The following is a 21,493-nucleotide window of genomic DNA, read 5'->3' on the forward strand; positions in this document are numbered from 1 at the left end:
TTCTAGGATCAGGCAGCGTGGCGAATCTTCCGGAGCAGCTCGCGGTCCTGTTCGAGGGCGACCCGGCGTTCGATGTGGTCGGTGCGGAACCGCCGTACGTCGTCACTCCCGCGTGGCTCGCGGCGCGGAAGGCGGACATCGCCGAGCTGGTCGACCGGCCCGTCCTGGGGCAGGTGTCGGCGAGCAACAAGTTCTTCGTCGAGGGTTCGCCGCTGCTGGTCGACACCTTCTACTACATGTTCCGGAGTCTGTGGCCGCCGATCGGCATCCTGGCCGGTGGCGCGCGGAACCTGCACTTCCTGCTGCTGAACGAGTGGCGCGCGGAGAAGCAGGAGGTCGATACCAACATCGCCAACTGGCGGGAGACCCCCGGGAAGTTCGACATCCCGTTCCCGCTGCGCCAGGACCACGCGTCGCAGGAGGAGGTCATCCGCGGCTGCCGCGACCTGTTGGACCTGCTGGCCGGGATCCCGGGGCTGGAGGCCCGCCGGAAGGCGATGGCCACCATGCTGGACCGCATCCTTGGGGACCCGGCGCTGCTCGACTTCCACGTGACCGAGGACCGGCCGGCGGTGACGAAGCGCTGGGTCGAGGAGTTCGGCGACGACGACATCCGGCAAGCGTTCCCGCACCTGTCCGGCAACCCACTGGACCTGCTGGTGTTCGGGATGAACCGGTTGCAGGCGGCGTACGACGGGATCGCGGCGGTGACGCCGGAGGCGGAGCGGCCGTTCACCGACGAGGTGGCCTCGCTGCTCGGGCAGATCGGGCGGACCGATCTGCCGGCCGGGCTGTCGTTCTCGGTGCTCGGCCCGTCCGGGACCGCCGAGGTACAGCAGGCGCTGGACCAGGCCAAGACCCGGCTGGAGCCGGCCGAGTGGCGGCGCCGGCGGCAGGCCTGGATGATCCGGGCCGTCGAGGCCGGTGCGCACTCCGAGGCGCGGGAGTTCCTGGCCGCGACGTACCAGGTCGGCGCGAGCCTGAACGGGATGCCCAACACGGCGAAGCCCTCCGACCAGCTGTACCTCGTCTCCGGCTTCTACAAGGGTCTGCGCGACCTGTACGCGTTCCGGCCGCCGAAGCCGGTCGTGGAGGCCGAAGCGGCCGCACCGGACAAGCAGCGGGCGGATGCGCCCGCCGTCGGCGACCCGATCGCCGAGCTGAACGAGATGACCGGTCTGGGCCCGGTGAAGACCCGGGTGCACGAGTTGGTGGCGGAGGCGAAGCTGGCCAAGCTGCGGGCCGAGGCCGGGCTGCGCTTGCCGAAGCCGATGGGTCACCTGGTCTTCAGCGGCAACCCGGGCACCGGCAAGACCACCGTGGCCCGGATCCTGGCCGAGGTCTACCGGGACCTGGGCATGCTGTCGTCCGGTCACCTGGTCGAGGTGGGACGGGCCGACCTGGTCGCGTCGTTCACCGGTCAGACCGCGTCGCGGGTCACCGAGGTGGTCGAGCGGGCGCTGGGTGGCGTGCTGTTCATCGACGAGGCGTACTCGCTGTTCACCGGATCGGAACGGGACTTCGGCCGCGAGGCCGTGGCCACGCTGATCCAGCTGATGGAGACGCACCGCAACAACCTGATCGTGGTGATGGCCGGCTACCCCAAGGAGATGTACTCGCTCGTCGATAGCAACCCGGGGATCCGGTCCCGGGTCCGGACGTTCGTGAACTTCCCGGACTACACCGACGGCGAGCTGCACCAGATCTTCCTGCAGGCCGCCGGGCAGGCCGGATTCGAACTCGGCGAGGGCGTGTCCGACCTCGTGCTGGCCGACCTGCGCAAGGTGCCGCGGGCGCCCGGGTTCGGCAACGCGCGCACGGTCCGCACGATGCTGGAGCGGATCGCGACGCTGCAGGCGGTCCGGCTGGCCGCGCTCGAGTCCCCGACCATGGAACAGGTCCGGACCATCGAGCGGGACGACGTCGCCGATCTCGCCGAGGAGAGCATCGGCGACCTGCCGCGGCACGAGGACCCACGCTCCGAGCTGCAGGGCATGACCGGGCTGACCGAGGTCAAGGAAACCGTTGAGCGGCTGGCCGCGGAGGCGCAGGCCGACATGCTCCGGGCCAAGGCCGGGATGCCGCCGGCCGAGCGGTCCCGGCACATGGTGTTCACCGGCAACCCGGGCACCGGGAAGACGACGGTGGCCCGGCTGCTCGCGGAGATCTACCGGGACCTCGGGTTGCTCGGTGTCGGTCAGCTGGTGGAGACCAGTGGCAACGAGCTGATGGGCAAGTACATCGGCCAGACCGCTCCCAAGGTGCAGCGGGCGGTGGACCAGGCGCTGGGCGGGGTGCTGTTCATCGACGAGGCGTACACGCTGGCGGACCGGCACTCGTACGGCGCCGACGCGCTCGCCACCTTGATCCAGCTGATGGAGGAGCACCGCGACGACTTGGTCGTGGTCCTCGCCGGGTACACCGAGCAGATGGAGGGGCTGTTCCTGCAGAACCCTGGTCTGCGCTCACGGCTGCCAACGACCGTTGAGTTCCCGGACTACTCGCTGCCCGAGCTCCAGGAGATCTTCGAGTTCCAGAGCCATAAAGCGGGGTACTTGCTGGCCGACGGTGTCGTGGAGCGGGTCGGCTCGTTGCTGGACCGGATCCGGCGGGCTCCCGAGTTCGGCAACGGGCGGGACGTCCGCAACCTGTTCGAGGCGACGGTGTCGCAGCAGTCCGTCCGGATCAACGCGTTGACCGACCCCAGCGTCGACCAGTTGCGTGAGCTGACGACTGCCGACGTACCGGAGGACTGGCAGGGCAAGAAGGCGTCGAAGGCAGTGGGCTTCCAGGTCAGGAACTAGAACCCAGCGGTACGGCGCCGAACTGGCGCCAGACACCTTCGGCGTTCTCGCGCCACAGTCCCAGCTCGGTCAGCTTGATGCTCGGGGCCGGTGCGGCCGCCAGCGCGGCGTTCGCCTCGGCGACCACGTCCGGGCCGCCCTGGGCGGACGACGAGATCGTCAGGTGCGGATGCGGGTCCGGGAACTCACCGCCGTATGGCGGGCACTCGGGAAAGGCCGCGAACACGGCCTGTAGCAGCGAGCGGACCGTGTCGAACGGCTCGGGCCTCAGCCACGCGGTGCCGTTCGGGAACTGACCAGCGGTCGGAAAACTGAGATCGAACTGCTCGACCGACGAGACGGCGGACCGCAGCCGGGCGATGTCGGCGTCGGTGGGTTCGGCGACCCAGGGGACCAGGACCGAGACGTGCGGCGGGATGAGCTCGGTCAACGGGACCTGCGGTCTCGCGGTGGACCGCGACACCGACCTCCAGCGCTCCGTGTACGCCGCCAACTCGGGCACTGTGATCAGAATCGCCGTCAATTCGGTCCCCGCAGCCCACGCATCACTCACCGCCCCATGCTCTCATCACCTACGCTGACAAGTAGATCGTCTGGTACCCCACCTGCGGGACTGGAACGAGAAGAGAGTGAGCGATGGAACGGATCGGCTTGATCGGAGCCGGCCGGGCCGGGACCGCCGTGGGAGCAGCCTTGGCGGCCGCCGGGCATCCCCTGGTCGGAGTGACCGCGCGGTCGGAGGCGTCGAAGGAACGCGCCGCCCGGCTTCTGCCTGCTGTGCCGGTGCTGAGCGCCGACGAGGTCACGACCCGCGCCGACGTCGTCCTGGTCGCAGTACCTGACGACCTGATCGGTGAGGTCGCGCGGACACTGCCGCTGAGCAGTGCGCAGTACGTCGTGCACCTGTCCGGCGCACACGGCCTGGCGCCGCTGACCGGGCTGGCCGCGACCCCGATCGCTCTGCATCCCTCGATGACGTTCCCGGGCGGACCGGTGAGCCTCGACGGGGTGATGTTCACCGCAACCGCTCCGGACGCCGCGAGGTACGTCGTCGAGCGGCTCGTGAAGGCCGTGAACGGGCGGGTGCAGTGGGTCGCCGACGACCAGCGCGCCCGGTACCACGCGGGTCTCGTGCACGGCGCGAACCATCTGACCACGCTGGTCGCCCAAGCGATCGGCGTACTGCGGGAAGCGGGCGTCGCGGATCCGGCGGCGACCCTCGGGCCGCTGCTGGCCGCAACCCTCGACAACACGCTGCGATCCGGTCATCATGCGCTCACCGGGCCCATTGCCCGGGGCGATGTCGACACGGTGGCAGCACATCTGACAGCACTGCGGGACCGGGAGGCGACGACGTACGCCGAACTGGCCCGCGCGACGGTGGAGATGGCAGCGGAAGACGGACGGCTGGACGCGGAGACAGCCGCTCGGTTCGCCGACGTACTGGCCGAAGCCCGCAACGGGCAGCGGCCGGACCGGACAGGGGAGGCACCGCGATGAGACTCACTCAGACGAAGGCCGAGCTGCGCGCCGCGGCCGCGATCCGGCCCCGGGCGGTCGTGATGACCATGGGCGCCCTGCACGAGGGCCATGCCGCGCTGCTCGGCGAGGCGCGGGAACGGGTCGGACCGGACGGCAGCGTCGTCCTGACGATCTTCGTGAACCCGCTGCAGTTCGGGCCGTCCGAGGACTTCGACCGGTACCCGCGGACGCTGGCCAGTGACCTGGCGATCGCGAAGAACGAGGGCGTCGACCTGGTCTTCAACCCGTCCCGGGACGAGCTGTACCCGAACGAGCCGTCGATCACGGTGCACCCGGGGCCGCTCGCGGACGAGCTCGAGGGCGTGTTCCGGCCAGGGCACTTCTCCGGCGTACTGACCGTGGTGTCGAAGCTGCTGCATCTCACCGCGCCGGACCTGGCGCTGTTCGGTGAGAAGGACTACCAGCAGCTGACGCTGATCCGCGAGATGGTGTGCGACCTCGACATGGACGTCGACATCGTGCCGGTGCCGACCGTGCGGGAGCCGGACGGGCTGGCGATGTCCTCACGCAACCGGTACCTGAGCGAGACCGAGCGTGACGAGGCTCTGGTGCTGTACCGCGCGCTCAGCGCCGGCGCGAAGGCGGGGATGAACGGACCGGACGCCGTACTGGCGGCCGCGCAGGCCGAGCTCGAGGCGGTGCCGTCGGTGAGGATCGACTATCTCGCGCTGCGAGCGCCCGATCTCGGTCCCGTGATCGGCCCCGGTGAGGCCCGGATGCTGATCGCCGCCCGGGTGGGTCAGACGCGTCTCATTGACAACATTTCCATCACTCTCAGATGAATTCGGTTGATACGGTCCCTGAATGACCGCACCCGCAGTCCCGCAGCGGCTGGCCGCTCCGGAAGCTGGTTGGACCGACTCTGTCGACGTGGTGGTGATCGGCTCCGGCGTCGCCGGGCTGACCGCCGCGCTCCGGGCCCGCGAGCTGGGCTCCGTGCTGGTGGTGACGAAGGATGTCGTCGCCTCCGGCTCCACGCAGTGGGCGCAGGGTGGCGTCGCCGCCGCCCTCGACCCGGAGGACTCACCCGAGGAGCACCTGCAGGACACACTCGTCGCCGGCGCCGGGCTCAGCGACCCGGAGGCCGTGCGGGTGCTGGTGACCGAGGGCCCGGACGCGGTGCGGGACCTGATCGACCTGGGCGCCCGCTTCGACACGATGGCAGACGGCGAGATCTCGCTCGGCCGCGAAGGTGGGCACCACCGCAACCGGATCGCCCACGCCGGCGGCGACGCCACCGGAGCCGAGATCGAGCGCGCCCTGGTCGCCGCGGTCAAGCGGGCCAAGGACATCCGGCTGATCGAGCACGCCCTGGTACTCGACCTGCTGACCACCGACGACGGTGCCGTCGCCGGCGTCACCCTGCACGTGATGGGTGAAGGTCAGCTGGACGGCGTCGGCGCGATCCGTGCCCGCGCGGTGATCCTGGCCTCCGGCGGTCTCGGACAGTTGTACGCGGCAACGACCAACCCGAGTGTGTCGACGGGCGACGGGATGGCGCTCGCGCTGCGGGCCGGCGCGCAGGTGCGCGACCTGGAGTTTGTGCAGTTCCACCCGACCGTGCTCTGGCTCGGCAAGGGCGCGAAAGGCCAGCAGCCGTTGGTGTCCGAGGCCGTCCGCGGTGAGGGCGCGTTCCTGGTCGATCACAACGGCAAACGTTTCATGCAGGGTCAGCACGAGCTCGCCGACCTGGCGCCGCGGGACATCGTGGCGAAGGCGATCATGCGCCAGATGCTTGCCACCGGCAAAGACCACGTGTACCTGGACGCCCGGCACTTCGGCGACGAGAAGTGGCGCGTCCGCTTCCCGACCATCCTGGCGTCCTGCCGCTCGCACGGGATCGACCCGGTCCACGAGCTGATCCCGGTCGCGCCGGCCTGCCACTACTCGTCCGGTGGCGTCCGGACCGACCTGAACGGCCAGACCTCGGTGCCCGGTCTGTACGCGTGCGGCGAGGTCGCCTGCACCGGCGTCCACGGCGCCAACCGGCTGGCCTCGAACTCGCTGCTCGAAGGCCTGGTCTTCGCCCGCCGGATCGCCGCGCATCTCGCGGACGGACTGCCCGAGCAGCGGGAGCCGGCCGAGGACCGTCGTACGCCGGGACTCGTCGACGCGGACATCGTGCCGGAGGTGCAGCGGGCGATGACGGTCGGCGCCGGTGTGATCCGGAGCGCGTCGGGGCTCGCGGAGGCGGGGGCGACGATCGGGAAGCTGATCGAGCTGCCGTACGACGAGCCCGGGACGCCCGGCTGGGAGGCGACGAACCTGGTGACCGTGGCCTCCGCCCTGATCGCGGCCGCGACGGCTCGCGAGGAAAGCCGTGGCGCGCACTGGCGCGAGGACCACCCGGACCGCGATGATCTGCACTGGTCCGGCAGCCTGGACCTGACACTCGACCAGAACGCTGTGCCGAGGGCCACGTTTGTTCCGCACGAATCCGAGGAGAATGACCGGCATGGATGAGACAGTCGACCGGCAGTGGGTCGGTGACCTCGTGCGGGCGACCATCGAGGAGGACCTGGCCGGCGGTGTCGACGTGACCACCACGGCCACGGTCGACCCGGACCAGGTGTCGGTCGCCGAGCTGGTCGCCCGCGCCGACGGTGTGGTGGCCGGTCTGGAGATCGCCGAGCTGGTACTGCGCCAGGTCGCCGCACCGGACGAGATCGAGATCGAGTACGGCGTCCGCGACGGTGCGTCCGTCCGCCAGGGCGACGTGCTGATGACGGTCCGCGGCAAGACCCGGCAGCTGCTCACCGCTGAGCGCACCACGCTGAACCTGCTCTGCCACCTGTCCGGTGTCGCCACGCTGACGCGGCGCTGGGTGGACGCGGTCGAGGGCACCGGCGCGGTCATCCGGGACACCCGCAAGACGATGCCGCTGCTGCGCTCGCTGGAGAAGTACGCCGTCCGCTGCGGTGGTGGGAAGAACCATCGAATGGGCCTGTCCGACGCCGCGTTGATCAAGGACAACCACGTGATCGCGGCCGGTGGCGTCGCCGAGGCGTTCCGGCTGGTGCGCAAGGCCTACCCGGAGATCGGGATCGAGGTCGAGGTCGACTCGGTCGAGGACGCGCTGATCGCGGTCGAGTCCGGCGCCGAGCTGATCCTGCTCGACAACATGGACGTCCCGCTGCTGCGCGAAGCGGTCGAGAAGATCGCCGGCCGCGCGAAGCTCGAGGCCTCCGGCGGCCTGTCGCTCGACGTGGCCCGCGCCGTCGCGGAGACCGGCGTCGACTACCTCGCTGTCGGTGCGCTCACGCACTCCGCGCCGGTGCTCGACATCGCGTTGGATCTCCAGGAGGCCTGATGTTGCTGGCCGTCGCCGTCGAGAACACCAGGACGTTGGTTGGCCTGGTGCTCGACGGCACGGTCAAGCGGCACTGGTGGGTCGGCACCGATCCACGCCGTACGGCGGACGAGTGGGCCGTCTTGTTGCAGGGCCTGCTCTCCGGTGAAGGGCCCGTCAGCGGGATCGCGGTGTGTTCCGCCGTACCGCATGTGCTGCACGAGTTGCGGGACGTGGTGTCGCGGTACTACCGGGACGTGCCGAGCGTGGTGGTGGAGCCGGGGGTGAAGACGGGGCTGCCGGTGCTGGTGGACAACCCGCGCGAGGTCGGCACCGACCGGATCGCGAACGCGCTCGCGGCGGTGCACGCGTACGGCGCGCCCTGCCTGGTCGTCGACGTCGGGACGGCGATCACCATCGACGTGGTCAACCCGGCCGGCGCGTTCGTCGGCGGAGTGATTGCCCCAGGCATCGAAACCGCGACCGACGCGCTCGGGTCCGTGGCCGCGCAACTACGCCGGGTCGAGCTGGTCCGGCCGCGGTCGGTGGTCGCGAAGAACACCGTGGAGGCCCTGCAATCCGGTGCGATCCACGGCTTCGCCGCGCTCGTCGACGGCCTGGTCGCGCGGATCCGGACCGAACAGTCTCTTGACCCGGACACTCCGGTCGTCGTCACCGGCGCCCTCGCGTCGCTGCTCACCGGTCAGTTGAGTACGCCGGTCCGCGACGAACCGTTGCTGACCCTGCACGGCCTGTACCAGGCGTTCGCCCGCAACCACAGCTGAGGGTGATTTCCTCTTGTGCGCTTGAGGGATCCGTCCCACCATGAAGGCAGCTACTTTGGGGGGAAGCCATGAGAGCTGCTTATCGGATCATTGCCGGCCTGATCGCGATCGGCGTGGTGGTGCAGGCGATGGCCATCGCGGCCGCCTGGTTCATCGCGCTGAAGGACGGTCGACGACGGACTGGTGATCGACAAGAACTACAACGGCGACTGGGGTCACAGCCTGCACAGCATCGTCGGGTCGACCATCATCCCGTTGCTCGCGCTGTTGTTGCTGATCGTGTCGTTCTTCGCGCACGTCGAAGGCGGCGTGAAGTGGGCGCTGTACGTCTTCGGCCTCGTCGTGCTGCAGATCGCGCTCGCGTTCCTGGCCTTCGCCGTGCCGGTGATCGGTGCGTTGCACGGTCTCAACGCGCTGGCCCTGCTGGCGGTCGCGGGGCTGGCATCCAGACGCGCCGCCGGGGTGCCGGAGGTGGCCGGCGCGAAGTCCGGCCAAGCGGCCGCATAGATGCCTTGGGCAACTGAACGGCGGTGGTCGTGACCATGCGGCTGCCGCCGCGTCGTGTCCTGCTCGCGGTGCTGGCGACGATCGTCGTGCTGGCACCGATCGGCTTCTTCTGGCAACGCAGCCTGGTCCCGAACAACCTGTCGCCGATGACGATGGGGTACGCCGACTTCGGCGGCGGACCGGTCCCCGACCACCTCCACCACGGCGTGGACGTCAGCGAATTGACCGGACCGCCCGTGCAGAAGCCGGATGTCGTCGTCGACCTGGTCGCGCGCAAGGAACGCTTCGACATCCCGGGCCGTGGCTCGATGGACGGCATCACCTTGAACCACACGTCGCCCGGTCCGCGAATCGTCGCGAAACAAGGCGATCTGGTGCAGATCACGCTGCACAACGACAACGTGACCGACGGAATCACGTTGCACTGGCACGGGGTCGACGTACCGAATGCCGAGGACGGTGTCGCGGGCGTGACCCAGGACGCGGTACTCCCCGGTGGGTCGCACGTGTACCGCTTCGTCGCGAGGGACGCCGGCACGTACTGGTACCACTCGCATCAGATCTCCCACGAACAAGTGCGGAAGGGCCTGTACGGCGTACTCGTCGTGCAACCCACACCGACGGACGTGATCGCCGCGATCCACACGGACGACCAGGTGCGCACGGTGAACGGCGAGTACGGCGAACGTCGGGTGAAGGCGCCGGGTCCGGTCGCGCGGGTGCGGTTGATCAACACCGACAACGGGCCAATGTCGGTCTGGGTCGACGGAGCGTCGTACAAGGTGGTCGCGGTCGACGGGCGGGACGTGAACGCGCCGACGGTGGTGAGCGGGAAGAAGGTACTCGTCACCGCGGGCGGCCGGGTCGATCTCGAGGTACCGACCGTGAAGGCGGTGCGGATCGGGCTCGGTGGTGGGCCGACGACGCTGGTGATCGGGGACGGCGACGCACCGACTGGGACGGAGCCGACGGACCGGGTCGACCTGCTGACGTACGGGTCCCCGAAGCCGCTCGGGTTCGATCCCGCGAAGGCGGACCGGTCGTTCCGGTACGACATCGGCCGGCGGATCGGGTTCTTCGACGGGAAACCCGGGCTGTGGTGGACGATCAACGGGCACCAGTTCCCGGACGTACCGATGTTCGTGGTCAACGAGGGCGACATCGTCCGGATGACGATCAAGAACACCTCAGGACAGGTGCACCCGATGCACCTGCACGGACACCATGTCGTCGTCCTGAGCCGGAACGGGACGAAGGCAACCGGGAGCCCGTGGTGGACGGACTCGTTGAACGTCGAGGACGGCGAGAGCTACGAGGTCGCCTTCGTGGCGGACAACCCGGGTATCTGGATGGACCACTGCCACAACCTGCCGCACGCCGCGCAGGGGCTGGTCACCCATCTGATGTACGCCGGCGTCAGCACGAAGTTCCACCTCGGGGGCGGCCCCGGTAATCAGCCCGAGTGAATCGGGCGGCCGACCGTGAGCGCCGTACGCAGCGACTCCGGCAACCCGTTGAACGCCGAGTCGGGCTGCGTGCCGGTGCCGTCCAGGGTCTTGGAGAAGAACGAGCGCGCCGCGGCAGCCAGGACGACGTCGAGTACGTCGTCGTCGGTCAGCCCGAGGGACTTCAGCTCGTCCACATCGGCCTGCGTGACGCTGTCGGCACCGAGGGCGACCTTGCGGGCGAACGCCATCACCGCGCGGTCGACCGGGTCGTTCGGCGGCTCGGCGACCAGCGCCTCGACCTCCTCCGCGGTGTAGAACTTGTCGGCCAGCACCTGCCCGTGGGCGAGGCAGCAATAGCTCGACTTCAGCGCGCTCGCGGCCGCCAGCGTGGCGAGCTCGTAGCGGCGCAGGTCCATGGACTCCCTGATCGCGCCGTTCAGTTGCTTCCACGCGTCGTACACGGCCGGTCGGGCAGCGAACGTGGTGACGAAGTTCGGGATGTGCCCGGCCGCGGCCCGGTTCGCCTCGAAGAACTCCGGGTTGCTGGGCGTACTGATGAAAGCCATCTGGCCCCCCTTTGCGGCTTCTCTCACGGTAGGGGCGCGATACCGATCCGGCAACGGCTGTGGGAGGGCAGCACCTCGTACTGGGTAAGGTTCACCCGATCGGTTCGAGACAGCATCGTGAGGCGGCTGAGACGAGGTGGTGGGGGTGCGGCGGTTGCTCGCCGTGGCGCTGGCGGTGGTGGCGGGGGCGACCTCGTTGACCGCGTGTGCCTCGGACCCGGCGCCCACCGACGTCGCGGTCGCCTGGGCGCCCAAGGGGCGTGCCGCGGTGGTGGTGACCTGGAAGGACGCCAACCAGCCGAACCGGATCACGATCGAGGGTGTGCTCAGCGAGAGCCCGTCGTACGTGAAGTACATCCCGGCCGGTGACCCGAACCGTTGGGAGATCCCGACATCCGCGTTCCCGCCGGACGGTAACTACAAGGTCGCGGTGGCGACCGGGACGTCGCAGGGCGGTGTGACCAGCAAGCCCGCGAAGTCGCCAGTGTTCGACACCGACGGCCCGGTGCGGCCGAGCGGGGCCACGGTCGCGGCGCAGGGCCGCGGTGTGCTCGTCAAGTGGTCGGTGCCGGTGGCACCGCAGGACTTCACGCCGAACGACCCGCTGGACGTGAAGGGCAAGAAGACCCAGCGGTACGTGCCGATGGTCGGGCGGACCGGCCAGATGCTGAAGGCGATCGGTCCGGCGACCACCGCGAACCAGCAGTTGATCAAGAGCATCAAACCGCCGTACGTCTTCCAGCTCCGCACGCAGAACGAGTGGAGCACCCGGACCGGCGGGCAGGTGCTCGGACTGACCAGCTCGATCAACGCGGCGGTGCCGGCGCTGGCGCAGTTCAGTGTCCCGATCCGGATCCGTGGCCGGGTCATCCTGCACCAGGTCGCTTGCGACCTCGACGTGCCCTGCACCAGCCAGCGCGCGACCCCGGCCGGCGTACCGGTCGTGGTGCTGACCCAGGCCACCCCGGGCGCACGCTGGACCCCGGCGGCACGCGGTACGACGACGCCCGGTGGGTACTACGACGTCGCGGTGCCGACGGGTGGCAGCCGTCCGTACAAGATCACCGTGCCGGTGTACACCAAGGGCGGGATGATCACGGGGCCGTCGACCAGCAAACCGGCGTACACGAAGAGCATCGTCCGGGTCGCCTCGGCCGGATTCGCCGGGGGCGCGACGGCGAAGGCCCGCGGGACCACCGTCACCGTGTCCACGACCGTGAAGCCGGCGATGAACACCACCGTGATGCTGCAGGCCTGGAACCGGCAGACCCGGACCTGGACGAACCTCAAGGCGGTGGCGATGCGGAACGGGGTCGCCGCGCTGGCGTTCAAGGCCGGGCAGCCCGGGGACTTCGTCTACCGGTTCGTGATCCCGGGCGCGATGATGTTCGGCCGTCCGCTGGACGGGACCACCACGGCTCAACTGGCGCTACACATCCGCTGACTCGGCGGCCGCGGTCTGGGCCGTCTGCTCGGGAGTCGTGACGGCGTCGCGGCGGCGTTTGCGGACCTTGTGGACGACGTACAGACCGACCACGACCACCGCGACCGCGATCGCGGCGCCGACCGAGACCCGGCCGAAGATCTTGTCCGCGTTGTCGCCGATCTTGTACGCGACGATGCCGATGGTGGTGGCCCAGGCGATGCCGCCGGCCGCGTTCGCGGCCAGGAACCGCGGGTAGTGCATCCGCAGCATGCCGGCCATCGGGCCCGCGAAGATCCGCAGCAGCGCGACGAAGCGGCCGAAGAAGACCGTCCAGACGCCGTACTTGTGGAAGTACTTCTCGGCGCGGACGATCCGGTCCTCGGAGAAGTGGTGGAAGCGGCGGCCGAGCCGTTCGAACAGCCGGCGGCCCGCCTTGCGGCCGATGAAGTACCCGATCGAGTCGCCGATGATCGCGCCGGCAGCGGCCGCGATGATGACGTACTCGATCTTCAGGTGGTGCTGCTGCGAGGCGAGCAGGGCGGCCGCGATCAGCGTGGTCTCACCGGGCAGCGGCACCCCCATGCTCTCCACGCCGATGACGAGTCCGACCACCAGATACGCGAGGATCGCCACCCCGGTCGGGATGGCGATCGCTTGAGCGAGCAGCAGAGGTTCCCCCATGCACCCATAGTGACATCGTCGGACAACCGATTTGGTGAGGGGGCAACTATCCCCGGGGAATCTCAGGGTTGTGGCCGTTCCCCGACGGGATCTTCGGGGTCTCGGCCGGTGTCTGGTTCTGGGTCTCGCCGGTGAATGCCTTGGTGACGTTCTGCAGCGCGGCGGTGACCTCGGACGGGATCACCCAGAACGTGTTGCCGGGGCCTTTGGCGAGTTCGGGCAGCATCTGCAGGTACTGGTACGCGAGCAGCTTCGGGTCCGGGTCGTTGCGGTGGATCGCCTCGAACACGGTGTCGATCGCCTTCGCCTGACCCTCGGCGCGCAGGATCGCGGCCTGCCGCTCGCCCTCGGCGGTCAGGATCCGGGACTGCCGCACGCCCTCGGCGGTGAGGATCGCGGCCCGCTTCTCACGGTCCGCCCGCATCTGCTTCTCCATCGACTCCTTGATCGACGGCGGCGGATCGATCGCCTTCAGCTCGACCCGGTTCACCCGGATGCCCCATTTGCCCGACGCCTCGTCCAGCACGCCGCGGAGCTGGGAATTGATGTGCTCGCGGGACGTCAGCACCTTCTCCAGGTCCAGGCTGCCGATCACGTTGCGCAGGGTGGTGACGGTGAGCTGCTCGATCGCCTGCTCGAAGTTGGCGATCTCGTACGCCGCCGCGCGGGGATCGGTGACCTGGACATAGAGCACCGTGTCGATGTCGACGACCAGGTTGTCCTCGGTGATCACCGAGCGCGGCTCGAACGAGATCACTTGCTCGCGCAGGTCGATCAGTTGCCGGGGCCGGTCGACGAACGGGATGAGGACGTTCAGCCCGGGTTCGAGGGTGCGCAGGTACCGGCCCAGACGTTCGACGTTGCTGGCCCGCGCCTGCGGCACGATCCGGACCGTCCGGACGACCAGCACGATGGCGAGCAGGGCGACGACCAGTCCGATGATCAGTTCGGCCATGGTTCCTCCTGGGGATGTACGAGGGCGGTGGCCCCTTCGATCGCGAAGACGTCGACCCGGGTGCCCGCGGGGATCTGCAGGCCGGGGTCGTAGGAGCGGGCGCTCCACTCCTCGCCGCCGATCCGGACCCGGCCGGCGTCGCGGTCACAGGCGGCCAGCACCACGGCTTCCCGCCCGATCAGGGCGGCGACCCCGGTGCGCAGCTTCGGGTGCCCGGTCAGGTGCCGGCGCGCGACCGGCCGGACCAGGGTCACCATCGCGGCAGCGGTGATCGCGAACGCGACCACCTGGAAACCGACACCGAGCCCGAGCGCGGCAGTCCCGGCCGCGGCGAGCGCGGCGATGGCGAGCAGCAGCAGATCGAAGGTCGCTGTCAGCAACTCGGCCGAGCCGAGGACAGCGGCGACGATCAACCACAGGACCCAGGACTGCATGACAACCACCCGACAGCGGAAAGTACCGCTCACTTCGAAGGTACTCCGCAATACGCCCTCCGGTAGCTAACGGTTCAGCTGCCTTCGGTCGCCTTCGGTGGCGCTCCGGTCGGGACGAAGGCCAGCAGGGTTGTGACCGGCCGGGTGCCGGCCGGGTGCGACGTCGCCGTCCGGCCCTTCCGGTACTCGTCGACCAGGTCGGTCAGCCGAGTGATCAGCTCGGTCGCCTCGTCGTGGGTCAGCCACAGCCGGGTGCGATTGAAGCTGCTGAGCGCGTCCCACGGGTCGTCCGCACCGAGTTCCTCGAACTGCTCCATCAACCGGTCGACGTTCGCCCGCATCATCGCCTGACTGGCCAGCCGGCCGGACCCCGCGGACTGCGACGAGATCGTGAGGCCGGTCCCGAGCGCGCGCCACGGGCGCTCGCGACCGTCGCCGGAGGCCTCGGCGCGCTCGATGATGCCCCAGCGCTCCAGCGCGCGGAGGTGGTAGCTGGTCGCCGACGGAGTCAGGCCGGCCAGCTCCGCGCACTCGGTCGCCGTCAGCACCCGGCCGCTGTAGAGCTCGTCGATGATCCGCTGCCGCGCCGGATGCGCCAGCGCCCGGATCGCCCGCGGGTCCGAGATCTCCACTCGTTTCTGCTTCACCACGCCGTCACCTTACTGCTTGACGGCCCGGAATCTGAAGTGTTTACTTCACAACTATGAAGCAAACACTTCAGACTTCGATCTGGTCGCACCGGGACGCCCGGCTGGTGCTGCCCGCCCGGGCGCTGTCCTACGCGGGGGACTCCATCGCGCTGATCGCGCTGATGCTGCGGGTCTCCGACGGCCACGGTCCCGCCGCGGTCACGGCTCTGCTGCTCGCGTTCGCCGTACCGACCGTCGCGATGATCCCGTTCGCCGGGCGGATCGTGGACGGGTACGACTCGCGGACGGTCCTGGTCTGGTCCGGGCTGCTCCAGGTCGCGGCCGGCGTCGGTCTCGCGTTCGTGAACGACCTGGTCCACACGCTGGTGCTGGTGTGTGTGCTTCAGATCGGTCAGGCCGTGGCCGGTCCCGCGTGGGGTGCGCTGATCCCGCGGATCGTCGGCGAGGAACTGATCGGCCGCGCCACTGGGACCAGTCAGGCCCTGATCGGCGTCGCCACGCTGGCGGGCTCCGCGGTCGGAGGCGTCCTGGTCGGCTGGTCCGGCACTCGCGGCGCGCTGCTGGTGGATGCGTCCACCTTCCTGGTCCTGGTGATCGTCGCGCGCGCGGTCCGAACCCGCCGTACGCCGGAGCGCGGGAGCGGGAAGGAACAGGGCGCCGTGATGGCCGGTCTGCGGGCGATCTTCGGTGACGACGTCCTGCGGATCCTGGTGCCGGCGCTCTGGCTGTTCGTCGTGGTCGGCGAGGCGGTCAACGTGGTCGAGGTGTTCCTCATCACCGGCGAGCTCGGCCTCGGCCCCAGCCTGTACGGCGCTGCGGGGGCGGCGACCGGGGCAGGAGCGATCGCCGGTGCCTGGTACAGCGGACGGCTGCACAGCGACCGAGCGCGGTCCGGGGGAGTCGTCGCCGGGATGGCGGCGATCGGCGGCTCGTGCGTCCTGATGGGGCTGGCCGGCAACTTCGTCACGCTGATGATCGGCGCGACCACGATCGGTCTGGGGAGCGGCATGCTGAACGCCGCGACCAGCTCACTGGTGGTCACCAGATCCGCCGAGAGTGTCCGCGGCCGGGTGATCGCGGCCCTCAACGGGACGGTCCGATCGTTCAGCGTTCTGGCCCTGCTCCTGGGCGGTCTGGCGGGCGCACTTCTCGGTCCGCGGGGCACCTTCGTGGTCTGCGGAGTGGCGTGCGCGGTGGCCGCCGCGGTCGCCGGGGTCCTCGTCGTACGAACAAAGGATTCGGAGCTCGAGGCAGTCAGTCACTAGCCTTTGCTGCATGACTGATGCACACGTGGACCCGGTGAACCCCGACAGCGGGCAGGACGACCTGCCCGAGCAGATGCGGGTCCGCCGGGAGAAGCGTGACCGCCTGCTGGCGGAAGGAGTGCCGCCGTACCCGCTCTCGGTGCCGCGGACGCACCTGCTGAAGGACCTCCGGGCCAAGTACGACGCTCAGGACCTCGAGGCCGACACCCGGACCGGCGAGCAGGTCTCGGTGGCCGGCCGGGTGATCTTCCTGCGCAACACCGGGAAGCTGTGCTTCGTCCGGCTCCGCGAGGGCGACGGGACCGAGCTCCAGGTGATGCTGTCGCTGGCGGACCTGGGTGAGGAGGAGCTGGCCCGATTCAAGCAACTCGTCGACATCGGCGACCTGCTGGCCGTGCAGGGCGAGGTGATCACCAGCCGGCGCGGTGAGCTGTCCGTGCAGGCCACCGCCTGGCAGATGGCCGCGAAGACGCTCCGCCCGCTGCCGAACGAGCACAAGCCGCTCAGCGAAGAGGCGCGCGTCCGGATGCGGTACGTCGACCTGATCGTGCGGCCCGAGGCGCGCGAGATGGTCCGCGCCAAGGCGGCCGTCCTGAAGGCGTTGCGCGCGACGTACGACGAGCACGGCTTCGTCGAAGTGGAGACGCCGGTGCTGCAGCTCACCAACGGTGGCGCCGCGGCCCGCCCGTTCTCGACGCACCTGAACGCGTTCGACCAGGAGATGAAGCTGCGGATCGCGCTCGAGCTCGACCTCAAGCGCGCGATGATCGGCGGCGTCGACCGGGTCTACGAGATCGGCCGGACGTTCCGTAACGAGGGGCTGGACTCCACCCACTCGGCGGAATTCTCGATGATCGAGGCCTATCAGGCGTACGGCGATTACGACACGATGGCCGAGCTGATCCAGGAGCTGATCCGGAACGCCGGTCGCGCGATCGGGCGGACGACCGTCACCGGGCGCGACGGTTCGACCATCGACGTGGAGCAGCCGTTCCGGCACGCGACGCTTTTCGGGCTGCTGTCCGAAGCGGTCGGCGAGAGTGTCGACGTGACCACCGACCTGCCCACGCTGCTGAAGTTGGCCGATCAGCACGAGGTCGAGCTGCAGCCCGGCCGGAATGCCGGCGAGATCGCCGTCGACTTGTTCGAGAAGCTCTGCGAGCACACCCTGATCCAGCCCACCTTTGTCCGCGACTATCCGGAGTCCGCGCGGCCGCTGGCGAAGCCGCACCGGGAAATTCCGGGACTGGTCGAGGCCTGGGACCTGTTCTTCAACGGCGTCGAGCTCGGGGTCGCGTACTCCGAGCTGAACGACCCGGTGATCCAGCGGGATCGGCTGGAAGCCCAGTCGGTGCAGGCCGCCGCGGGTGACCCGGAGGCGATGGAACTCGACGAGGACTTCCTGCGGGCGATGGAATTCGGGATGCCGCCGGCCGGTGGTATGGGGATGGGCCTGGACCGGCTGGTGATGTTGCTCACCGGGACCGGTATCCGGGAGACGATTCTCTTCCCGTTGCTCCGGCCCGAGTGATTTCCTTCGGCCGGTAGTTGCATAGCACAACGGACGGGTCCTGCAAATCCGGGGTCGAATTCATTCCGGTCGGTCCGGTTGTGGATCGGATGAATACTCAAAGTCACGAACGACGGTGCGGCGTCGATGAATGACACGAAGCCGGTTTGTGCGGTACAAATCAGGTGCTAACAATTCGGCAGGGGGATTGTGCCCGATGGCGGGCGCGGAAAGGTTGTCATCGATGGCGCAAAGGGTGCAGGTGGTTCTCGAGGACGATCTCGACGGCGGAAAGGCCGACGAGACCGTCACCTTCGGACTGGACGGAACGACGTACGAGATCGACCTGTCCAAGAAGAATGCCGCCAAACTGCGCGACGCCCTGGCTGCCTACGTCGGCTCCGGCCGCCGGGTCTCCGGCCGCCGGGGTGCAGCGGGCCGGGCGCGCGGCCGCGGCCGGTCGGCGTCGGACTCCGCCGACATCCGGGCCTGGGCCAAGGAGAACGGGTACGAGGTCAGCGAGCGCGGCCGGATCTCCGCCGAGGTGCGGGCGGCGTACAACGACGCCAAGTAATTTCCAGTTGCTGATGGTCCCGGCGCCCTAATCGGCGCCGGGACCGTCCGCATTCCGGTTGTTTCACAGAGTGGGACCGGGCGTGTCGCGCCTGATGGCTGACCGGACAGGTAGTTCGGCGAATTCGCTGGTGGCGAACATGCTGTCCCATCCCGGTCGCGCGGGAACACGCTGGAGATCTGTGCGGTTGTTCCCTTGTGATGCCGCCCGGGAGGCTGGTTGACGCGTGATCGGATGTTCGCCGAGAGCGAGGCTGTCGGCCCCGGGGACTAGCATGCATGTACGGGGGTCGGCCAACACGGCACGTCCGACTCCTCTGAGGCAAGGAGCGCTTTGGCGATGTTTGAACGATTTACGGACCGCGCCCGTCGGGTAGTCGTCCTGGCTCAGGAAGAGGCCAGGATGCTCAGCCACAACTACATCGGGACCGAGCACATTCTGCTCGGCCTGATCCACGAGGGTGAAGGGGTCGCCGCCAAGGCTCTCGAGAGCCTGGGTATCTCGCTCGAGGCCGTACGTTCCCAGGTCGAGGAGATCATCGGCCAGGGGCAGCAGGCTCCGAGCGGGCACATCCCGTTCACCCCCCGCGCCAAGAAGGTGCTGGAGCTCTCCCTGCGCGAGGCCCTGCAGTTGGGCCACAACTACATCGGCACCGAGCACATCCTGCTCGGCCTCATCCGCGAGGGTGAGGGTGTCGCCGCGCAGGTCCTGGTCAAGCTCGGTGCGGACCTGAACAAGGTCCGGCAGCAGGTCATCCAGCTGCTGAGCGGGTACCAGGGCAAGGAGACGACCACTGCCGGTGCGCCCACCGAGGGTGCGCCGAGCAGCTCTCTGGTGCTCGACCAGTTCGGCCGGAACTACACCCAGTCCGCTCGTGAGGCGAAGCTCGACCCGGTGATCGGGCGCGAGACCGAGATCGAGCGGGTCATGCAGGTGTTGTCCCGCCGTACCAAGAACAACCCCGTCCTGATCGGTGAGCCGGGCGTCGGCAAGACCGCCATCGTGGAAGGTCTGGCCCAGCAGATCGTCCGTGGTGACGTCCCGGAGACGCTGAAGGACAAGCAGATCTACTCCCTCGACCTGGGTGCCCTGGTGGCCGGTTCGCGCTACCGCGGTGACTTCGAGGAACGCCTGAAGAAGGTGCTCAAGGAGATCCGCACCCGCGGCGACATCGTGCTGTTCATCGACGAGATCCACACCCTCGTCGGGGCCGGCGCGGCCGAGGGCGCGATCGACGCGGCGAGCATCCTGAAGCCGATGCTGGCCCGCGGTGAGCTGCAGACCATCGGCGCCACCACCCTCGACGAGTACCGCAAGTACGTCGAGAAGGACGCCGCCCTGGAGCGCCGGTTCCAGCCGATCCAGGTGGCCGAGCCCTCGATCGCACACACGATCGAGATCCTCAAGGGCCTCCGCGACCGGTACGAGGCGCACCACCGGGTGACGATCACCGACGCCGCGCTGGTGAACGCCGCCCAGATGGCCGACCGGTACATCTCCGACCGGTTCCTGCCGGACAAGGCGATCGACCTGATCGACGAGGCCGGGGCCCGGTTGCGGATCCGCCGGATGACGGCGCCGCCGGACCTGCGCGAGTTCGACGAGAAGATCGCGACCGTTCGCCGGGAGAAGGAATCGGCGATCGACGCGCAGGACTTCGAGCGCGCCGCGCGGCTGCGCGACGACGAGAAGAAGCTCATCAACGCGAAGTCCGAGCGCGAGAAGCAGTGGAAGGCCGGCGACATGGACGTCGTCGCCGAGGTCGACGAGGAGCTGATCGCCGAGGTGCTCAGCACCGCGACCGGCATCCCCGTGTTCAAGCTGACCGAGGAGGAGTCCTCGCGACTGCTGGACATGGAGAAGGAGCTGCACAAGCGCTACATCGGCCAGGAAGACGCGGTCAAGGCGCTGTCCCGCTCGATCCGGCGTACTCGCGCCGGCCTGAAGGACCCGCGCCGCCCGAGCGGCTCGTTCATCTTCGCCGGGCCGTCCGGTGTCGGTAAGACCGAGCTGTCCAAGGCGCTGACCGAGTTCCTGTTCGGTGACGAGAACGCACTGATCAGCCTCGACATGTCGGAGTACTCGGAGAAGCACACGGCCTCCCGGCTGTTCGGTTCGCCTCCTGGGTACGTCGGCTACGAAGAGGGTGGCCAGCTGACCGAGAAGGTCCGCCGCAAGCCGTTCAGCGTGGTGCTGTTCGACGAGGTGGAGAAGGCCCACCCGGACATCTTCAACTCGCTGCTGCAGATCCTGGACGAAGGTCGCCTGACCGACGCCCAGGGCCGCGTGGTCGACTTCAAGAACACCGTCATCATCATGACCACGAACCTCGGTACCAAGGACATCGCGAAAGCGGTCAGCCTCGGGTTCGCGCAGGCGAACGACGTCGGCGGCTCGTACGAGAAGATGAAGGGCAAGGTCACGGAGGAGCTCAAGCAGCACTTCCGTCCCGAGTTCCTGAACCGCGTCGACGAGATCGTGGTCTTCCACCAGCACACGATGGACGACATCGTCCGGATCGTGGACCTGATGGTCGCCCAGATCGAGCAGCGCCTGAAGGACAAGGACATGGGCATCGAGCTCACCCCGGCGGCCAAGAAGCTCGTCGCCGAGCGTGGCTTCGACCCGGTCCTGGGTGCTCGCCCGCTGCGCCGCGCCCTGCAGCGCGACGTCGAGGACGTGCTCGCCGAGAAGATCCTGTTCGGGGAACTCCGCCCCGGCCAGATCGTCCTGGTGGACGCGGCCCCGGAAGGCACCGTCAACGAAGACGGCCTGGCCGAGTACTTCACCTTCACCGGCAACCAGAAGTCGACCGAGTCCGACCTGGAACTCACCGACCTCGCCGCCGGCGGCACCCCCGGCACCGGCCTCCAGGACTCCTGACCCTGCAGGCAGGCCCCCGGGCCAACACCAAGCAATCCCAGTGGTGGGGGGGGCGGCCCACCCGTTGGGGGGGCCGCGCCCCGTTGAGCCGGCGCCCGGCCGCCGGCGCCGGGTGGGCCCCCAACCCCCCCCCCCCCCGCCCCCCCACACCCCCGCGGGCCCGCCGCCCGCCCG

The 21,493-nt window shown here is 69.1% G+C and carries 19 protein-coding genes; 13 read left to right on the forward strand and 6 right to left on the reverse strand.

All coding sequences use genetic code 11. The features are described from left to right. Positions 1 to 17: 17 nt before the first annotated feature. Positions 18 to 2,804 (forward strand): AAA family ATPase, encoded by a 2,787-nt coding sequence (locus ACWGID_RS01250; protein WP_452193269.1) that lies wholly within the window; start codon positions 18 to 20, stop codon positions 2,802 to 2,804. Here ACWGID_RS01250 and ACWGID_RS01255 read toward each other — a convergent pair. Further along, on the reverse strand, positions 2,794 to 3,357 hold the full coding sequence (locus ACWGID_RS01255; protein WP_452193271.1) for a 2'-5' RNA ligase family protein: 564 nt from the start codon (positions 3,355 to 3,357) through the stop codon (positions 2,794 to 2,796). The genes ACWGID_RS01250 and ACWGID_RS01255 overlap by 11 nt on opposite strands. An 83-nt stretch (positions 3,358 to 3,440) precedes the next feature. Here ACWGID_RS01255 and ACWGID_RS01260 point away from each other — a divergent pair, with 83 nt between their 5' ends. From ACWGID_RS01260 to ACWGID_RS01290, 7 genes are all read left to right on the forward strand, one after another. Further along, the gene (locus ACWGID_RS01260; RefSeq protein ID WP_452193273.1) at positions 3,441 to 4,304 is read left to right on the forward strand and encodes a Rossmann-like and DUF2520 domain-containing protein; all 864 of its coding nucleotides are present in this window, start codon (positions 3,441 to 3,443) and stop codon (positions 4,302 to 4,304) included. Continuing rightward, positions 4,301 to 5,128, forward strand: a complete 828-nt coding sequence (gene panC / locus ACWGID_RS01265) for a pantoate--beta-alanine ligase (RefSeq protein WP_452193275.1) — start codon at positions 4,301 to 4,303, stop codon at positions 5,126 to 5,128. The genes ACWGID_RS01260 and panC overlap by 4 nt, the downstream gene beginning before the upstream one ends. A 22-nt stretch (positions 5,129 to 5,150) precedes the next feature. Continuing rightward, the gene (locus ACWGID_RS01270; protein WP_452193277.1) at positions 5,151 to 6,809 is read left to right on the forward strand and encodes an L-aspartate oxidase; all 1,659 of its coding nucleotides are present in this window, start codon (positions 5,151 to 5,153) and stop codon (positions 6,807 to 6,809) included. Further along, the gene (nadC, locus tag ACWGID_RS01275; protein WP_452193279.1) at positions 6,802 to 7,656 is read left to right on the forward strand and encodes a carboxylating nicotinate-nucleotide diphosphorylase; all 855 of its coding nucleotides are present in this window, start codon (positions 6,802 to 6,804) and stop codon (positions 7,654 to 7,656) included. The genes ACWGID_RS01270 and nadC overlap by 8 nt, the downstream gene beginning before the upstream one ends. Continuing rightward, positions 7,656 to 8,420 (forward strand): type III pantothenate kinase, encoded by a 765-nt coding sequence (locus tag ACWGID_RS01280; RefSeq protein WP_452193281.1) that lies wholly within the window; start codon positions 7,656 to 7,658, stop codon positions 8,418 to 8,420. The genes nadC and ACWGID_RS01280 overlap by 1 nt, the downstream gene beginning before the upstream one ends. A 183-nt stretch (positions 8,421 to 8,603) precedes the next feature. Further along, positions 8,604 to 8,927: a hypothetical protein gene (locus ACWGID_RS01285; protein ID WP_452193283.1), complete on the forward strand. Its 324-nt coding sequence runs from the start codon at positions 8,604 to 8,606 to the stop codon at positions 8,925 to 8,927. A gap of 35 nt (positions 8,928 to 8,962) precedes the next feature. Next, positions 8,963 to 10,393, forward strand: a complete 1,431-nt coding sequence (locus ACWGID_RS01290; protein WP_452193799.1) for a multicopper oxidase family protein — start codon at positions 8,963 to 8,965, stop codon at positions 10,391 to 10,393. Here the strand turns inward: ACWGID_RS01290 and ACWGID_RS01295 are convergent. Continuing rightward, positions 10,381 to 10,941: a carboxymuconolactone decarboxylase family protein gene (locus ACWGID_RS01295; protein ID WP_452193285.1), complete on the reverse strand. Its 561-nt coding sequence runs from the start codon at positions 10,939 to 10,941 to the stop codon at positions 10,381 to 10,383. The two genes, ACWGID_RS01290 and ACWGID_RS01295, sit on opposite strands and share 13 nt — an antisense overlap. 145 nt (positions 10,942 to 11,086) lie before the next feature. Between ACWGID_RS01295 and ACWGID_RS01300 the strand changes: the two genes are divergently transcribed. Further along, positions 11,087 to 12,385 carry a hypothetical protein gene (locus tag ACWGID_RS01300; protein WP_452193286.1) on the forward strand — a complete coding sequence of 433 codons (1,299 nt, stop codon included), beginning with the start codon at positions 11,087 to 11,089 and terminating at the stop codon, positions 12,383 to 12,385. Here the strand turns inward: ACWGID_RS01300 and ACWGID_RS01305 are convergent. The 4 genes from ACWGID_RS01305 to ACWGID_RS01320 all read right to left on the reverse strand — a co-directional run bounded on the left by ACWGID_RS01305 (position 12,371) and on the right by ACWGID_RS01320 (position 15,084). Next, complete coding sequence (locus ACWGID_RS01305; RefSeq protein WP_452193287.1) at positions 12,371 to 13,048, reverse strand: DedA family protein; 678 nt, start codon at positions 13,046 to 13,048, stop codon at positions 12,371 to 12,373. The two genes, ACWGID_RS01300 and ACWGID_RS01305, sit on opposite strands and share 15 nt — an antisense overlap. Positions 13,049 to 13,094: 46 nt before the next feature. Then, positions 13,095 to 14,003: an SPFH domain-containing protein gene (locus tag ACWGID_RS01310; RefSeq protein ID WP_452193289.1), complete on the reverse strand. Its 909-nt coding sequence runs from the start codon at positions 14,001 to 14,003 to the stop codon at positions 13,095 to 13,097. After that, positions 13,991 to 14,437 carry an NfeD family protein gene (locus ACWGID_RS01315; RefSeq protein WP_452193291.1) on the reverse strand — a complete coding sequence of 149 codons (447 nt, stop codon included), beginning with the start codon at positions 14,435 to 14,437 and terminating at the stop codon, positions 13,991 to 13,993. Before ACWGID_RS01315 ends, ACWGID_RS01310 begins: the two co-directional genes overlap by 13 nt. A gap of 74 nt (positions 14,438 to 14,511) precedes the next feature. Beyond that, a complete protein-coding gene (locus tag ACWGID_RS01320; RefSeq protein WP_452193293.1) occupies positions 14,512 to 15,084 on the reverse strand; it encodes an ArsR/SmtB family transcription factor in 573 nt (190 codons plus the stop codon). A 56-nt stretch (positions 15,085 to 15,140) separates the two neighbouring features. Between ACWGID_RS01320 and ACWGID_RS01325 the strand changes: the two genes are divergently transcribed. The 4 genes from ACWGID_RS01325 (at position 15,141) to ACWGID_RS01340 (ending at position 21,319) form a co-directional block, all read left to right on the forward strand. After that, positions 15,141 to 16,352: an MFS transporter gene (locus ACWGID_RS01325; protein ID WP_452193295.1), complete on the forward strand. Its 1,212-nt coding sequence runs from the start codon at positions 15,141 to 15,143 to the stop codon at positions 16,350 to 16,352. 10 nt (positions 16,353 to 16,362) lie between these two features. Beyond that, positions 16,363 to 17,883 (forward strand): lysine--tRNA ligase, encoded by a 1,521-nt coding sequence (gene lysS, locus ACWGID_RS01330; RefSeq protein WP_452193297.1) that lies wholly within the window; start codon positions 16,363 to 16,365, stop codon positions 17,881 to 17,883. A 223-nt stretch (positions 17,884 to 18,106) separates the two neighbouring features. Then, entirely contained in the window at positions 18,107 to 18,436 is a 330-nt protein-coding gene (locus ACWGID_RS01335; RefSeq protein ID WP_452193298.1) for a histone-like nucleoid-structuring protein Lsr2, read from the forward strand. Positions 18,437 to 18,775: 339 nt separating this feature from the next. Next, on the forward strand, positions 18,776 to 21,319 hold the full coding sequence (locus ACWGID_RS01340) for an ATP-dependent Clp protease ATP-binding subunit (protein ID WP_452193300.1): 2,544 nt from the start codon (positions 18,776 to 18,778) through the stop codon (positions 21,317 to 21,319). Positions 21,320 to 21,493 lie beyond the last annotated feature (174 nt).

It is taken from the genome of Kribbella sp. NPDC054772, assembly GCF_053611945.1.

What these genes read in the sequence shown, in the direction of transcription:
- ACWGID_RS01260 (WP_452193273.1), top strand. Translation starts at nt 3,441, where the DNA reads ATGGAACGGATCGGCTTGATCGGAGCCGGCCGGGCCGGGACCGCCGTG.
- panC (WP_452193275.1), top strand. Translation starts at nt 4,301, where the DNA reads ATGAGACTCACTCAGACGAAGGCCGAGCTGCGCGCCGCGGCCGCGATC.
- ACWGID_RS01270 (WP_452193277.1), top strand. Translation starts at nt 5,151, where the DNA reads ATGACCGCACCCGCAGTCCCGCAGCGGCTGGCCGCTCCGGAAGCTGGT.
- nadC (WP_452193279.1), top strand. Translation starts at nt 6,802, where the DNA reads ATGGATGAGACAGTCGACCGGCAGTGGGTCGGTGACCTCGTGCGGGCG.
- ACWGID_RS01280 (WP_452193281.1), top strand. Translation starts at nt 7,656, where the DNA reads ATGTTGCTGGCCGTCGCCGTCGAGAACACCAGGACGTTGGTTGGCCTG.
- ACWGID_RS01290 (WP_452193799.1), top strand. Translation starts at nt 8,963, where the DNA reads ATGCGGCTGCCGCCGCGTCGTGTCCTGCTCGCGGTGCTGGCGACGATC.
- ACWGID_RS01295 (WP_452193285.1), bottom strand. Translation starts at nt 10,941, where the DNA reads ATGGCTTTCATCAGTACGCCCAGCAACCCGGAGTTCTTCGAGGCGAAC.
- ACWGID_RS01305 (WP_452193287.1), bottom strand. Translation starts at nt 13,048, where the DNA reads ATGGGGGAACCTCTGCTGCTCGCTCAAGCGATCGCCATCCCGACCGGG.
- ACWGID_RS01310 (WP_452193289.1), bottom strand. Translation starts at nt 14,003, where the DNA reads ATGGCCGAACTGATCATCGGACTGGTCGTCGCCCTGCTCGCCATCGTG.
- ACWGID_RS01315 (WP_452193291.1), bottom strand. Translation starts at nt 14,437, where the DNA reads ATGCAGTCCTGGGTCCTGTGGTTGATCGTCGCCGCTGTCCTCGGCTCG.
- ACWGID_RS01325 (WP_452193295.1), top strand. Translation starts at nt 15,141, where the DNA reads ATGAAGCAAACACTTCAGACTTCGATCTGGTCGCACCGGGACGCCCGG.
- lysS (WP_452193297.1), top strand. Translation starts at nt 16,363, where the DNA reads ATGACTGATGCACACGTGGACCCGGTGAACCCCGACAGCGGGCAGGAC.
- ACWGID_RS01335 (WP_452193298.1), top strand. Translation starts at nt 18,107, where the DNA reads ATGGCGCAAAGGGTGCAGGTGGTTCTCGAGGACGATCTCGACGGCGGA.
- ACWGID_RS01340 (WP_452193300.1), top strand. Translation starts at nt 18,776, where the DNA reads ATGTTTGAACGATTTACGGACCGCGCCCGTCGGGTAGTCGTCCTGGCT.